This is a genomic window from Cognatundibacterium curvum, assembly GCF_014284235.1.
GTDB lineage: Bacteria > Pseudomonadota > Gammaproteobacteria > Burkholderiales > Burkholderiaceae_D > Undibacterium > Undibacterium curvum.
On the sequence record NZ_JACOGD010000002.1, the window covers coordinates 343,188 to 357,623 of the forward strand.

Here is a 14,436-nt window from a genome sequence, read left to right on the forward strand (position 1 = left end):
GCCCGCAGCTTCAATCTGGCATCAGGCAACAAGAAGTATGCGCAGTTCGCCAATTTCCATCGCCTGGCAAGCAAGGATCAGAGAAGGACAGAGTTGTGACTGTTTTTCAATATTGTTATCGTCGCTTTCTATCGTTCGGGCCTGCGGGCTCGGGGACGCGCGCATGGCGCGACCAGATGCTGTCCGCTATTTTATTTGTTGGTCTGGTGTTAGGCGGCATTGCAGCCATACCCAGCATCGGGCTTGCCATCAGTGAAGGTTTGTGGTCTATCGTCGCGATCGACTTGCTGGCGCTGGGTTGGGTGGCAACACTGATCTTTCTGCCTAAGCTGAGTTTCAAGGCGCGGGCTTTACATTTTCTGGCGCTGATCTATTTGCTGGGCATCTGGTTTTTGCTCAAGGTTGGCGTCACTGGCCTGATTTATCTGCTGGCGTTTCCTGTCATTTGCTCGTTTTTATTTCCCTTACGCGAAGCCGTGTATGCCTTACTGCTGGCCTCAACTTCTTTACTGCTGGTCGGTTACTTCGGTGACGCGAATTTGCAGTTGCTGGGCTTCGAGATCAATGCGCTGCTGCGCTGGGTGATCATTACAGTCAATTTTTCTTTTATCAGTGCACTCATGACGGTCACTTGTAATGTGCTGATACACAGGCTGGAATATGCGCTGGAGGCACAACAGAAAGTGAGTGCGAGTTTGCAGCAGGAGCAGGAATCACTGCGTGCTGCCAACGAAGAGTTGCGCCTGACGGTCGCTGCCGTTGCGCGTCTCAACGATATCGTGATGATACTGGCTGATACAGAAGCGCCGGATAGTGCTTATTACCTGCGTATCGTACTGGTCAACGATGCATTTGAGCGCCACACTGGCTATGACAGTCTGGAGGTATTGGGGAAAAGACCTGACTTTCTGGCTGGCCCGAATACTCAGCCAGAAGAGCTGGAACGTATACGCTATGCAGTGCGTCAGCTGGAAGCTGTGCATGTGGAGATGATCGTATATACCATGGGTGGCAATGAATTCTGGCTGGAAGCGGATATCATTCCGCTGGCTAATGATGAAGGTGTGTATACCCATTGGGTGGTGACGGGGCGCGATATCAGTGAGCGTAAAAAATCAGAAGAGCATATCCAGCGGCTGGCTTATTTTGATGTGCTGACCGGATTACCGAACCGCCGCTTACTGCATGACCGCCTGCAATCCTTGCTGCAAGCGGCGCATCGTAGCGGCATGGTCAGTGCGGTACTGTATATCGATCTGGATAACTTTAAACTGATCAATGATGCGCGTGGTCATGTGGTGGGGGACGCCTTGCTGAAGCAAGTCACGCAACGCCTGTTACATACTTTACGTGAAGTTGATACAGTGGCCCGCATTAGCGGCGATGAATTCGTGGTGTTGCTGGCCAATCTCAGTGATGAGGTGCGCACCGGTGCGCACATGGCCTTGCATGTGGCAGAGAAAATCCGGCTGGCGATGATGCAGTTGTTCGAGGTCGACGGCTTGCAATACAGTTCTACCTGCAGTACGGGTGTGACTCTGCTGCCGCGCGAAAATCAGACTGCTGACGATATTTTGCGTGAAGCCGATACCGCGATGTACCGCGCAAAATCAGGTGGCCGTAACCAGGTCGTGTTTTTCGAAACAGGAATGCAGTCGGAAATTGAATTGCGCCTGACCATGGAGCGGGAACTCAGTCAGGCTATGGATGGCGGGCAGTTACAGATGTATATACAGTCACAGGTCGACCGGCTGGGTACGCCAGTCGGCGGTGAATTGCTGATGCGTTGGCATCATCCGCAGCGCGGACCGATTTCACCTGCAATTTTCATTCCTGTGGCAGAAGAATCCGGCATGATTATCCGGCTTGGTGACTGGGTGCTGCGTCAGGGTTGCCTGGCACTGAATCAGTTAGCCGGAGCGGGGTTCCTGTTGTCGCTGTCCGTGAATGTGAGTCCGAGACAATTTCGTCAGCCGGATTTCGTTGATAAGGTCCGCTTGGTATTGGCTGAGACACGGGCTGATCCGCATCATCTGATTTTCGAAGTCACCGAAGGTTTATTGATCGATAATCTGCATGACACCATTGCACGGATGCGGGAACTCGCCACACTGGGTATACGTTTTTCGATTGATGATTTTGGCACCGGATATTCGAGTTTTTCGTATCTGAAAAAACTGCCTTTATACGAATTGAAAATTGATAAGAGCTTTGTGCAGGATACGCCGGGAGATAAAAATGATACGGCCATCGTGCAGTCTATGCTGTCGATGGCCGAACATCTGGGCTTACGGGTGGTGGCTGAAGGTGTGGAAACCAGAGACCAGGCCGATTTCCTGATTGCCAATGGCTGCAGCTGTATGCAAGGTTATTTGTTTGGCCGGCCTATGCCGCTCGATGCATGGATAGACTTGCAGCGCAAAGTGGCGCTGCAGCCAGCCATGCCTGTGATCAGCGCGCCTGAAAAGTCGTTAGCATCCACTGAATAAACAGCTCCACTTCAGGACGCAGACTGGGTTGCGCCTCATGCACCAGATAATAGGCATGGGGTGGTGACGCCAGTTGGGTATCAAACAGTCTGACCACGTCGCCACTCTGTATCATCTCTTGCGCAAAATGCTGGCGTGTCAGACCTACACCATGACCGTGTTTGACCGCTTCCAGCAATAAGCCCAGATCATCTATCCGTAAACCGTGCGTGGGTTCGGCCCAATCCAGTCCTGCCACTTCAAACCAGGGCTGCCAAGGCTCGAGTGCCGAGCGCAACAAGCGCGCATGCTTGAGATCGGCCGGTGTGCGGATAGGGGGGATGGTTTTCAGATAGGCTGGGCTGGCGACGGTAAAGCTGGGTTCGACAAACAGTTTTTTGGTCACCAGATTCGGATACTCACCGGCACCGAAGCGGATTTCCACATCGCTTTCAGACAAGCTGAGGTCATACAGCGGTACAAACAAATAAACTTCAACTTCGATGTCCGGATACTGAGTGGAGAATTCCGCCAGTCTGGGCATGAACATATAGCGCGCAAAGGTGGGCGGCACCGTGACCTTGATGCGTTGCTGATGCTGAGCTGCTTTATGCGGCAGCGGGAATTCTGACAGGGTACGTAAGGCAGCGCGTACCACATCCAGATAACGCCGCCCAAACTCAGTCAGTGTCACACTGCGACCCTCGCGTACAAATACGCGTTCGCATAAGTGTTCTTCCAATAAACGGATGCGGTGAGATAAAGCGGAAGGCGTAATGCACAATTCTTCCGCGGCGACCGCAAAGGAACCAAAGCGGGCCGCAGCTTCAAAGGCTGACAATGCATGTACGGGCGGTAATCGTGTTGCCATTCTGTATCCTCAATATCCCAGTTAGCTCACTCGCGAAGAATGAACTTCTGTATCTGCTAAATCTACTGAATTTGCTGAATCTGCATAAGCTGAGCAATCTGCACAAGCAGCACAATCTGTGTTGCTGTGTTATCGACATGCTGCAAGCAGAGGTCTGCACTAAAAATCTGCCCTGGCATACAAGGCGTGGCAAAAGCCATATCGTGCGGAGGGTCTATTATGATGCGTTATTCTGTTTTTTGGCTTATCCTCTGCGACTTCTTACCAAATATTATTCGATATGGGCAACCGACTTTCAAAAATTGCGACGCGTACCGGCGATGCGGGAACTACTGGCCTCGGCGATGGAACCCGGGTCGATAAAGATGCGCTGCGTGTACATGCTATGGGGGACGTGGATGAACTGAATTCGCAAATCGGCGTGTTGTTATGCGAGGATATTCCTGAGACGATGAAGCAGGAGCTGTTTTCTATCCAGCACGATCTGTTTGATATGGGCGGCGAACTCTGCATACCCGGTTACACCATGATCACAGATGCCCAGGTCGCCAGGCTGGATGCTTTGCTGGAAAAGTACAATGCTGATTTGCCGCCGCTGAAGGATTTTATTTTACCCGGTGGTTCACGCGCTGCTGCTATCGCGCATGTATGCCGCACCGTGTGCCGTCGTGCTGAACGTGCGATAGTCAGCGTCGGTAAGGCCGAGATACTGAATGATCACCCTCGTCAGTACATGAACCGTTTATCGGATTTGTTATTCGTGTTGTCGCGCGTGCTGAACCGCTATGCGGGCGGCAGCGACGTGTTGTGGGAAAAAGAACGCGAGCGTTGATTGCTCAGACTGAGCTGCATGTCAATGCGGTATGTGGCCAGTCTTTGTTGACAGTATTACTTGTTTTGATGGCGCGCAATCATGCGCGCTAAAGCGGCATGCAAATCGCTATTGTGCTTGTTCTTTTCTAACGATTGTTCGAGCTCCGTCAATGCGTGCAGCGCGTGATTGGATAAACTGATCTGCTTGACCGGTGCCGGTTTCTCGATCACGCGTTTCACTTGTACTTTGATACGGATTGCGTTAACCTGCCAGCCTCGTTCTTGTAGGCAAGTTTGCAATTTCGTGCCAGATTGCTTGAGTTTGGTGGCGAGCGCCGCATTCGGCGCTGCCAGTGTCAGAACGTCGTCCTGTAATTGCAAGACCTCGCAACTATCAAACATGCGTGGCAGGATGTGCTGGCAATCCTGTTTCAGGCGCAGATTGCGCTGTATCGTCGGTAACAACATCGCCATCTTGTCGTTCAGACGCAAATAGTCTGCGGCACCGCTGACTTTCTGTTGAGGCCGGCCCCGATGGATAAAAATACGCGCTGGATTTTTCGTTGGTGTTGACATGCGCGACACCATAACACAAAGCGCCTGACCATTCAGTAGCTGATTTCTGAGGACCGTATTGATGCAAATAATATTAATGCATTCTCGCTTCACTCAGGCCAAGTCGGTCACCCTGAGTTCACATCATCTGATACTCGCCGTACTTGGCTTTTTGCTTATTACCTGTGTGTGTGGCGCCTTAATGGCAGCGCTGACTTTGCGTCTGGCCAGTGCGGACGTGCCGCTGTTGCGCAATCTGTTACCAGCCAGCGTCAGTCTGGCGCATGATCCGGATGCGAAAGAGCGCTATCTGAAAGAAAACCTGGCCGCCATGGCTGCACGACTGGGCGAAATGCAGGCGCAACTGGTGCGATTGGATGCGCTCGGCGAGCGGGTACAAGGTCTGGCCGGTGTTAAACCGGAAGAATTCAACTTCAAAGAAGCGCCCGGCCGCGGTGGCCCTGAAATACTGAAATCGCCTTCTGCAGAGCTGGATATGAAGGAATTGCAGGCTGCACTGGATGCCTTGGCGACCGATATCGAGCACCGCTCAGATTATATGAATGTGGTGGAAACCAAGCTGATGGCCTTTAAAATTCAGTCTAAGTTATTACCCACTATCCAGCCTGTCAATGTGGCCTATAACGCGTCCGGTTTTGGCTGGCGCATGGACCCGTTCACCGGTCGCAGCGCTTTTCATGAGGGGATAGATTTCTCCGCACCGACCGGTACGCCGATTATGGCCGCCGCCGGTGGCGTGGTGATCGCGGCTGAATACCATCCTCAGTTCGGTAATATGCTGGAAATTGATCATGGCGGCGAGCTGATCACCCGTTATGCGCATACCTCGAAAATCTATGTCAAACTCGGTGACATCGTGAAGCGCGGTCAGCATGTGGCCGATATCGGCTCGACCGGCCGCTCAACCGGCGCCCATCTGCACTTTGAAGTCAGGGTGAAAGATGTGCCGCAAAATCCGCATAAATTTCTGTCGGCCGGCGCAAATCAGGCAAATCTGGCGAAACTCGATCAGAAATAAGCTTGTTTTTGTGTATTTAGTCACCAACTCCGTATATGTGGCAGAGTTTTGATCAGTGTTTACTGGTCAAGGTGGTGTCACATGGTAAAATCGTGAGTTATCCATATTGTTGCTGTGCAAGCAAGTTTTTGCCGCGGCGTTTTTCAGAATTTAACTTTCCGTTCATAGCATGTCATTCCTGACCAAGATATTCGGCAGCCGTAATCAACGGCTTTTGAAGCAATACCAAAAGACGGTGCGTGAGATCAACGCATTGGAACCTCAGCTGGAAACTCTGTCGGACGAGGCCTTGCAGGCCAAGACTGCTGAATTCAAAGCACGCGTTGCAAAGGGCGAAACTTTAGATAGTTTGCTGGTTGAAGCCTTCGCGGTATGTCGCGAAGCCAGTAAGCGCGTATTGAAAATGCGCCATTTCGATGTGCAGCTGATTGGTGGTATGACTCTGCATTACGGCAAAATTGCTGAAATGGGTACCGGTGAAGGTAAAACCCTGATGGCGACCCTGCCGATTTACCTCAATGCCTTGTCTGGTAAAGGCGTGCATGTGGTGACGGTGAATGATTATCTGGCACAGCGCGATGCTGAATCCATGGGTAAGCTGTATGGCTGGCTGGGTCTGACTACCGGTACCAATCTGGCGCAGCTGGATCACGATGCCAAGCAAAATGCCTACGGCTCCGATATTACCTACGGAACCAATAACGAATTCGGTTTCGACTATCTGCGCGATAACATGGTGTTTGAAGCCAAGGACCGCGTGCAGCGCGGCCTGAACTTTGCTGTGGTCGATGAAGTTGACTCGATTCTCATCGATGAAGCACGTACGCCGCTGATCATCTCGGGTCAGGCTGAAAACCATACTGAACTGTATTACCAGATGAATGAAGTGCCTAAGCTGCTGACTTTGCAGGTAGGCGAAGAGACCCCTGACGGTAAAGGCGTGGTTGAAGTCCCTGGTGATTACACCAAGGATGAAAAAACGCATCAGGTCTTGCTGACTGAAGCGGGTCACGAAAAAGCAGAAAAAATTCTGACGCAAATGGGTCTGCTGCCGGAAGGCGCGTCGCTGTATGATCCGGCGCATATCACCCTGATTCACCATCTGTATGCCGCCTTGCGTGCACAGGCACTGTATTTCAAAGACCAGCACTATGTGGTGCAGGATGGCGAGATCGTGATCGTGGATGAATTCACTGGCCGTATGATGACTGGACGCCGCTGGTCGGATGGTCTGCATCAGGCGGTTGAAGCGAAAGAGGGCGTGCGTATCCAGAACGAGAACCAGACGCTGGCCTCGATCACCTTCCAGAACTACTTCCGTATGTACGGCAAGCTGTCCGGTATGACCGGTACTGCCGATACCGAAGCATATGAATTCCAGGAAATCTATGGTCTCGAAACCGTAGTGATTCCGCCTAACCGTCCATCCCAGCGTAAAGACCGCCAGGATCAGGTATATAAAACCTCGGAAGAAAAATATGGTGCGATGCTGAATGATATTCAGGATTGCTATACCCGTGGTCAGCCAGTATTGGTGGGTACCACATCGATCGAAAATTCCGAGTTATTGTCCGGCATCCTGACTAAGGCGAAGCTGCCGCACAACGTACTGAACGCCAAGCAGCATGCACGCGAAGCGGAAATCGTGGCACAGGCAGGCCGTCCACAGGCCATCACCATCGCTACCAATATGGCAGGTCGTGGTACTGATATCGTGCTCGGTGGTAATGTCGGTAAACAGGTGCAGATGATAGAGGCGAATGCCGCTTTGTCTTATGCTGAAAAACAGACTCAGTCCGATAAATTGCGCAATGAATGGCAGTCGCTGCATGACCAGGTGGTGGCAGCCGGTGGCTTGCACATTATCGGTACCGAACGTCATGAATCGCGTCGTGTCGATAACCAGTTGCGCGGTCGTTCCGGTCGTCAGGGTGATCCAGGCTCCAGCCGTTTCTACCTGTCGCTGGATGATCAGTTGCTGCGCATTTTTGCCGGTGACCGGGTAAGGGCGATCATGGACCGTCTGAACATGCCGCAAGGTGAGCCTATCGAAGCTGGCATGGTGACCCGTTCTATCGAATCAGCGCAACGTAAAGTGGAAGCACGTAACTTCGACATCCGTAAGCAATTGCTGGAATACGATGACGTCGCCAATGATCAGCGTAAAGTCATTTACCAGCAGCGTAACGAGTTACTCGAAGCGCATGACATGACAGAGATGATGACTTCGCTGCGTCATGGTATGTTCCACGATGTCGTGCGTACTTATGTGCCGGAAGAATCGGTGGAAGAACAATGGGATATCGCCGGTCTGGAATCCGTGTTGGCCGCAGAGTGGGACATCCATCTGAATCTGAGCAAGATGCTGGCTGACGAGGCTGACCTGACTGACGACGACATACTGGAGCGCGTGTTGCAGGTCGTGAACACGAACTACGATGCCAAGGTGGAATTGGTGGGCAAAGAATCCTTCGCAGGATTTGAACGCAACGTGATGTTGAATAGCATCGATACTCACTGGCGTGAGCATCTGGCTGCACTCGACCATCTGCGTCAGGGCATCCATCTGCGTGGCTATGCACAGAAAAATCCTAAGCAGGAATACAAACGTGAAGCGTTTGAACTGTTCGCCCAGATGCTGGATCAGATCAAGAGCGAAGTGATACGTACGGTCGTTACAGTACGCATACAGTCGCGCGAGGAAATCGAAGCAGCGGAACAGCAGATGGCACATTCTCAGGTAGAGAACGTGTCTTACCGTCATGCTGATTTTGATGCTAACGCGTCACCGGAAGAAATGCTGGCACCACCAGCTCTGGCAGACGGTGAACCGGAAGTGACAATGGGCCTCAAGATAGGCCGCAACGACCCTTGCCCATGCGGCAGCGGTAAGAAGTACAAGCAATGTCACGGTAAACTGGCCTGAGCCAGTTGGCAGTGAAAAGTGAGTAGTAAAAAATGAGTAGTAAAAAGTGAGTAGTAAAAAGGGCGGACAGGTTCCGCCCTTTTTGCATTTTTGGCTGATGTGATTCAGCGTGCGCTTGAAAATTGTTTCAGGTTTTGAGTTTGCTGAGTACAACTGTAATGACGAAGCATGTGATGCCAACAACCACTGCACGCTCCCAATCGAAGGTCGCGGCTGACGACAGGAATCGCGAATACAACAAAGTGCCACATGCAATACCCAGGCTGAATTTAAATGCGGCTTTCATTCTTTAACCCCTGACCAGTCGTGCTGTACTGGATGTTGAAAAAAGTTAGCTCTATGTGTCAGTAAGTATATTAACGCTGATAACGCTGATCTCAATGCGTCAGCGTCATGATCAGGCGCCAGCTGCGGGGGCGTCCCGGGAAGAAGGTGTTATCGCTGTCCACTTCCCAGGTATCACGGTTGAACAGATTACTGACCTGAAAGCGCAATTGCAGCTTCGCTTTGCCCCAGTCCAGTTGATGACGCAAACCCAGTTGTACCAGGACTTTCTTATCGAGCCTGCTGCCACTGGATTCTGAGCTCGTTTGTGGGCCAGTGTACTGCAGCCCCAGATCGGCTGAACTATTCGGTAATTGAGGCGGGCTGTATTCGAGATAGCTGCGCACTTCCAGCGGCACACTGGCAACCGGTCTGACGCGGGCCGTATTGCTGAGTGGCTGATTGACGCGTGCATCCAGATAAACCGCGGCCATCACCAGATTCAGGTGTGGCGTCAGATTCCCGGCAATACTGCCTTCCAGTCCACGGTGCTGCACTTGTCCGGTCTGTACATACAGTTGTTGGCTGTTGAAGCCGTAATGCGGCTTGCTGACTTCAAAATAGCCCAACACCGCATTCAGGCTGCGTTCATCCTGCTGCCATTTCCAGCGCAGGCCCGCATCTTTTTGCGAGGTATGGATGGCGGGCAGCGCGGCAAAGCGGTTGCTGGCACTAACCGGCGCCACGCCACTTTCTTCCAGTCCCTGGGTTTGACCGCCATACAGCGAATAGCCTGCACCTAAAGCCAGACTGAGATTCCAGTAACCGAGCAAGGGTTGATCCTGCATGCGCACAAAGCTGCGTTCCTGTGCAGTGCCGGTCCAGGTTTGTTTGTCATAGTAAGACTTCATCAGACCCAGATTCAGCGTGGCACGTGCATTTTTGTATTCGTAGGCCAGTCCCAGATTATTTTGTCGTACGCGGTCCAGTGAGCGTTCGCCATATTGGAAATCAGGGGCCGTAGCGGGCAGCGTCAGTTCGGCGAATTGCTGGCGAAATGCTACAGTTCCAAGATCGGCGTAGGCTTCGCCACCATAGCGTTGTTCGCTGCGCCGTCCACGCCAGACCAGATGAAACTGTTGCCTGCTGTCCTCATGTTGCAGGGTTTTACTCAGCCTCAGTTCGGCACTGTCAGCTTGCTTACTGACGTTTTTTTCTGAGTAGTAACTGTTCTGCCAGTGATTCGCGGACAATTGTTCGATCACATGCGTTTCTGATCGGGGGGAGTCGGCCGCTGAACGTATCAGGCTGCCTTTGATCAGCCACTGCCCTGGTAACTGTTGTTGGTAGATGATACCCAGGGTACGTGAGTGACCGTGGCCACGCATCCAGTCTGCCTTCATCGCGGACTTGTTCGCGATGTGATAGCTCTCTGCGGGCGGCAGTTTCCCATCCGGCACATACCAATAGCTGTGCGGTGTTTCATACGGCACCTGATCGTGGCTATAAAACGGCAGCAGTTCGAACGCGGTGTCGCCCTGATCTGCGCTGCGGATATGGCCTACGATGGCGGCCGAGCGGTAATACGATGCTTCATGCTGCGGGGTCAGTTCTTTAAAGGCCGATGCCGCAACCGATACGCCCATTTTGACGCGCGCATCAGGCGCTGTCAGTGGCAGCAGCGCATTGACATCGAGTGCACGGTCACCGGCGCCGCGCATAGAGTTTTCTAACTCCACAGAATAACTATATTCGGCCTGATCACCGGCTTTGCGCAGTTGATAATCCACGATGCCAGTCGGCGCCGGAAATGGATAACCTGTGACCGTGGTGCCTATCCTGACTTTAGAGCCATCCAGCAGCAAATGACCGAGATAAGCACGCTTATCAAAGTACATGCCTTCTATCCGCAAATTACCTGCTTTGCCAGGGGAGAAGCCGCGCACATTGCTGTCGCTGTAGATGCCGATGGATTCTTTTCCCGCCTGATTACCAAAGCCATCTTCGGCCTGCGTGACGGCATTGTTTTTATCTGGGGCAGCGGTTTCCGTGCGCACCGGACTGGCCAATTCATCCGCCTGCGCGGGTAGCAGCCAGGCCTGTGTGACCAATGCCAGCACAGTCAGGCACAGGTGTTGATGTTTTTTGACGGTGCGGGTCTTTTGCTTCATGGATTGGCCGGTGAAATCGTGAAAAAGCTTGAAAGTATGAACCTGCGCTCAGAAAGGTCAGTGTGTTTTTTTTTGAGGTGACAAAATAGCAAAGTCTCTGACCATGATTGTGGTCTTGAAGTTCCCAAATATGACTTGCTGTTGCAGAGGGATGTTGGCTCTGTCTTAGCGGAATGCAGGCGTTGATTTTGTTATCCGCCATGAGCGAACTCAGGCGTCGCAGCGCAACAAAATGCCCTACAATGTCGGCTTGATTTCATCGCTAGGAAAAAACATGGCTGTCAATTCCCCTATCCCCGTTGCTGCTGATCTGAAACCGGTCGCAGGTATCCGTCTTGGACATGCTGAGGCTGGCATTCGTAAAGCCAATCGCAAGGATGTGCTGGTCATGGAACTGGCGCCAACTGCGACTGTCGCAGGCGTGTTCACGACTAACCGTTTCTGCGCTGCGCCAGTGCAGGTGGCCAAGGCCCATCTGGAAAGCCTGCACATGGCGTCAGGCCCTATCCGTGCGTTGGTCGTCAATACCGGTAATGCGAATGCTGGCACCGGTGATGCGGGTCTGGCGGCAGCGAATAAAACCTGTGCCGCACTGGCTGATTTGCTGGGTTGCGAAGCGTCCCAGATACTGCCGTTTTCTACTGGCGTCATTTTGGAACAATTGCCGGTAGACCGCCTGGTGGCTGGCTTGCCGCAGGCGATTGCCAATCTGCAGGAAGATAACTGGTTCCTGGCAGCAGAATCCATCATGACGACCGACACGCAGCCTAAGGCAGCATCGGCTACCGTGCAAGTCGGCGGTCAAACTGTGACCATGACTGGTATCAGCAAAGGTGCTGGCATGATCAAGCCTAATATGGCGACCATGCTGGGCTATCTGGCGCTGGATGCAAAGGTATCCCAGCCTGTGCTCGACCATCTGGTCAAGCAGGCAGCTGATCAATCCTTTAACTGCATCACCATCGATGGCGATACCTCGACCAATGATTCCTTCATGCTGATCGCAACCGGTGCTGGCAGCGTGGAAGTCAGTGAGATCGACAGCCCGGAATATGAGCAACTGGCGCAGGCGGTGATAGCCCTGTCCCAGAAACTGGCGCACATGATTATCCGTGACGGTGAAGGTGCGACGAAGTTCATGACTATCGCCGTAGAACAAGGCCGTGACGTTGAAGAGTGCCGCAAAATCGCGTATTCGATCGCGCATTCGCCACTGGTCAAGACCGCCTTCTTTGCTTCCGATCCTAATCTTGGCCGTATCCTGGCTGCAATCGGTTATGCTGGTGTGACGGATCTGGATGTGAGCAAGCTCAATCTGTATCTGGATGATGTCTGGGTCGCTAAGAATGGCGGCCGTAATCCTGACTATCAGGAAGCCGACGGTCAGCGCGTGATGCAGCAAAGCGAAATCACGATACGCGTGAAGCTCGCGCGCGGTGAGGCGCAGGCCACGGTCTGGACTTGCGATTTGTCGCATGACTATGTGTCTATCAATGCCGATTACCGTTCCTGATCACGTCTGATATGACGCAACTGGAGCATTTCCTCAATCGTGCCGAGCAGGTGCTGGCGAGACTGGAAGCCTTGCTGCCAGCCGCTACGCCAGTGCCGGACTGGGCGCTGGGTACGGCCTTCCGCTGGCGTAAGCGCGGTGGCATAGGCTATTTGCAGGTAGTAAGGCATCCGGCCACGATACGGTTGGAAGACTTGCAAAACATCGTGCGTCAGAAAGACCTGATCACTCAGAATACGCGCCAGTTTGTACTGGGTTTGCCGGCCAATAATGTATTACTGACTGGCGCACGCGGCACCGGTAAGTCATCGCTGATCAAAGCCTGTCTGCATCAGTTTGCTGACCAGGGCTTGCGTCTGATCGAGGTAGATAAAGCGGATCTGGCCGATTTGCCGGATATCGTCGATCTGGTGGCAGAGCGTCATGAACGTTTCATTATTTTCTGCGACGATTTATCTTTCGAAGAAGGTGATGCGGGTTACAAGGCATTGAAAGTCGCACTCGATGGCAGCATCGCCAGTCCATCCGACAATGTGCTGATTTACGCGACCTCGAACCGGCGTCATTTGTTACCGGAAAAAATGTCGGATAACCAGGGCTATAGCCATGGCGATGATGGTGACCTGCATCCGGGTGAAACGGTAGAAGAGAAAATTTCTCTGTCCGAGCGCTTTGGTCTGTGGGTTTCCTTCTATCCCTTCCGTCAGGATGATTATCTGGAGATCGTGGCGCACTGGTTATGCACACTGGGCTGCGATGCGGAACAGATTGCGGCCGCGCGGCCTGAGGCTTTGCGCTGGGCCTTGCAACGCGGTTCGCGCTCAGGCCGCGTGGCATGGCAATTTGCGCGTGATTATGCAGGACAGTCAGCAGGGAGAAAACATGTCTGAAATTGCAGCAAAAGCGAAGCGCCCGGTCGATGTCGCGGTCGGCATCCTGATGCGTCCAGATGGGGATGTATTGCTGGCGCAACGTCCGCCCGGCAAGCCTTATGAAGGTTACTGGGAATTTCCGGGCGGTAAGGTCGAGTCCGGTGAGGATATCCTGGCAGCCCTCAAGCGTGAATTTCTGGAAGAACTGGGCATACGGATTATCGATGCCCAGCCCTGGTGTGGTGTTGAGCATGTTTATCCACACGCCCATGTGAGGCTGCATTTTTTCATCAGTCATCAATGGGAAGGTGAGCCGCAAAGTCTGGAAGGACAGGCGTTTGCCTGGCAGGGTCAGGTTGCGGTAGAGCCTCTGTTGCCTGCTACCATACCCTTACTCAGCTACCTGGGTTTATTGCAGGACGATTTGCAGGCCGCCTGAGCCCCACTCTGGGCTCAGACTAAAACGATACACCAGGCGGCACGGAAGCCACCGTGCCCGCGAGTCCTTGCTCTGTTCCATTTCCACATCTTCATACCGTCGCCTTGACGGGCGGCGCTTTTTCATCTGTTTGTCCAGCATTCGTGCGCTGTCTTATCTATACAACTCACTCCGTAGTTTTACTTATTGCCGGAACTAATCCTGACTGAGATGATCAGCACTTGATTTTCTTTATTGTGTATTGAAAACAATACAGTGTATTAAATTTGATACACTGTTCATGAATTCGTACGCTCTAGAGGGAGGCTTCAGTCTTTTGACTGGAGAATCAGTGAAGGGTGTACGGATTTTAATACACCTGGTTGCCAGAGTTTTTTCTGGTGTGTTGTAAGTCATTGAATCAGCTGACTATTTTGCAGTGGCATGAGCATTGCTAGGTGGAGTAAAACTTTCTACTAAGGGTGGCGCGGCCGCAAGTTGGAATATCTTGGCAAATGCCAGTGAA

General features: G+C 52.5%; 11 protein-coding genes. 7 read left to right on the plus strand and 4 right to left on the minus strand.

The genetic code is table 11. The annotated features are described in order from the left end of the window. Positions 1 to 95 precede the first annotated feature (95 nt). Positions 96 to 2,489, plus strand: a complete 2,394-nt coding sequence (locus H8K43_RS04715) for a putative bifunctional diguanylate cyclase/phosphodiesterase (RefSeq protein WP_329604478.1) — start codon at positions 96 to 98, stop codon at positions 2,487 to 2,489. Here the strand turns inward: H8K43_RS04715 and H8K43_RS04720 are convergent. Further along, a complete protein-coding gene (locus tag H8K43_RS04720) occupies positions 2,452 to 3,339 on the minus strand; it encodes a LysR substrate-binding domain-containing protein (RefSeq protein WP_186902770.1) in 888 nt (295 codons plus the stop codon). The genes H8K43_RS04715 and H8K43_RS04720 overlap by 38 nt on opposite strands. Positions 3,340 to 3,619: 280 nt before the next feature. Between H8K43_RS04720 and H8K43_RS04725 the strand changes: the two genes are divergently transcribed. Next, complete coding sequence (locus tag H8K43_RS04725; protein WP_186902771.1) at positions 3,620 to 4,171, plus strand: cob(I)yrinic acid a,c-diamide adenosyltransferase; 552 nt, start codon at positions 3,620 to 3,622, stop codon at positions 4,169 to 4,171. Between the two features lie 56 nt (positions 4,172 to 4,227). Here the strand turns inward: H8K43_RS04725 and H8K43_RS04730 are convergent, their stop codons facing one another. Then, complete coding sequence (locus tag H8K43_RS04730; RefSeq protein ID WP_186902772.1) at positions 4,228 to 4,728, minus strand: DciA family protein; 501 nt, start codon at positions 4,726 to 4,728, stop codon at positions 4,228 to 4,230. Positions 4,729 to 4,789: 61 nt separating this feature from the next. On the opposite strand from H8K43_RS04730, the gene H8K43_RS04735 reads away from it, so the two are divergent. Further along, positions 4,790 to 5,746, plus strand: coding sequence for a M23 family metallopeptidase (locus H8K43_RS04735; protein ID WP_186902773.1), 957 nt, complete (start codon positions 4,790 to 4,792; stop codon positions 5,744 to 5,746). 169 nt (positions 5,747 to 5,915) lie between these two features. Beyond that, positions 5,916 to 8,672 (plus strand): preprotein translocase subunit SecA, encoded by a 2,757-nt coding sequence (gene secA / locus H8K43_RS04740; RefSeq protein ID WP_186902774.1) that lies wholly within the window; start codon positions 5,916 to 5,918, stop codon positions 8,670 to 8,672. 127 nt (positions 8,673 to 8,799) lie between these two features. On the opposite strand, the gene H8K43_RS04745 is transcribed toward secA, so the two are convergent. Both H8K43_RS04745 and H8K43_RS04750 read right to left on the minus strand, forming a co-directional pair. Further along, positions 8,800 to 8,958, minus strand: a complete 159-nt coding sequence (locus H8K43_RS04745; protein ID WP_186902775.1) for a hypothetical protein — start codon at positions 8,956 to 8,958, stop codon at positions 8,800 to 8,802. A gap of 91 nt (positions 8,959 to 9,049) precedes the next feature. Continuing rightward, positions 9,050 to 11,107, minus strand: coding sequence for a porin family protein (locus H8K43_RS04750; protein ID WP_186902776.1), 2,058 nt, complete (start codon positions 11,105 to 11,107; stop codon positions 9,050 to 9,052). 274 nt (positions 11,108 to 11,381) lie between these two features. Here H8K43_RS04750 and argJ point away from each other — a divergent pair, with 274 nt between their 5' ends. The 3 genes from argJ to H8K43_RS04765 are packed head-to-tail and all read left to right on the plus strand — an operon-like array spanning position 11,382 to position 13,931. Next, positions 11,382 to 12,620 (plus strand): bifunctional glutamate N-acetyltransferase/amino-acid acetyltransferase ArgJ, encoded by a 1,239-nt coding sequence (gene argJ / locus H8K43_RS04755; protein ID WP_162021718.1) that lies wholly within the window; start codon positions 11,382 to 11,384, stop codon positions 12,618 to 12,620. 11 nt (positions 12,621 to 12,631) lie between these two features. After that, entirely contained in the window at positions 12,632 to 13,510 is an 879-nt protein-coding gene (locus tag H8K43_RS04760; RefSeq protein WP_186902777.1) for an ATP-binding protein, read from the plus strand. Beyond that, entirely contained in the window at positions 13,503 to 13,931 is a 429-nt protein-coding gene (locus H8K43_RS04765; protein ID WP_186902778.1) for an NUDIX domain-containing protein, read from the plus strand. The genes H8K43_RS04760 and H8K43_RS04765 overlap by 8 nt, the downstream gene beginning before the upstream one ends. The last annotated feature ends 505 nt before the right edge of the window (positions 13,932 to 14,436 follow it).

Excerpts from the sequence above, each read along its gene's own strand:
- H8K43_RS04720 (WP_186902770.1), bottom strand. The coding sequence starts at position 3,339 with ATGGCAACACGATTACCGCCCGTACATGCATTGTCAGCCTTTGAAGCT.
- H8K43_RS04725 (WP_186902771.1), top strand. The coding sequence starts at position 3,620 with ATGGGCAACCGACTTTCAAAAATTGCGACGCGTACCGGCGATGCGGGA.
- H8K43_RS04730 (WP_186902772.1), bottom strand. The coding sequence starts at position 4,728 with ATGTCAACACCAACGAAAAATCCAGCGCGTATTTTTATCCATCGGGGC.
- H8K43_RS04735 (WP_186902773.1), top strand. The coding sequence starts at position 4,790 with ATGCAAATAATATTAATGCATTCTCGCTTCACTCAGGCCAAGTCGGTC.
- secA (WP_186902774.1), top strand. The coding sequence starts at position 5,916 with ATGTCATTCCTGACCAAGATATTCGGCAGCCGTAATCAACGGCTTTTG.
- H8K43_RS04745 (WP_186902775.1), bottom strand. The coding sequence starts at position 8,958 with ATGAAAGCCGCATTTAAATTCAGCCTGGGTATTGCATGTGGCACTTTG.
- H8K43_RS04750 (WP_186902776.1), bottom strand. The coding sequence starts at position 11,107 with ATGAAGCAAAAGACCCGCACCGTCAAAAAACATCAACACCTGTGCCTG.
- argJ (WP_162021718.1), top strand. The coding sequence starts at position 11,382 with ATGGCTGTCAATTCCCCTATCCCCGTTGCTGCTGATCTGAAACCGGTC.
- H8K43_RS04760 (WP_186902777.1), top strand. The coding sequence starts at position 12,632 with ATGACGCAACTGGAGCATTTCCTCAATCGTGCCGAGCAGGTGCTGGCG.
- H8K43_RS04765 (WP_186902778.1), top strand. The coding sequence starts at position 13,503 with ATGTCTGAAATTGCAGCAAAAGCGAAGCGCCCGGTCGATGTCGCGGTC.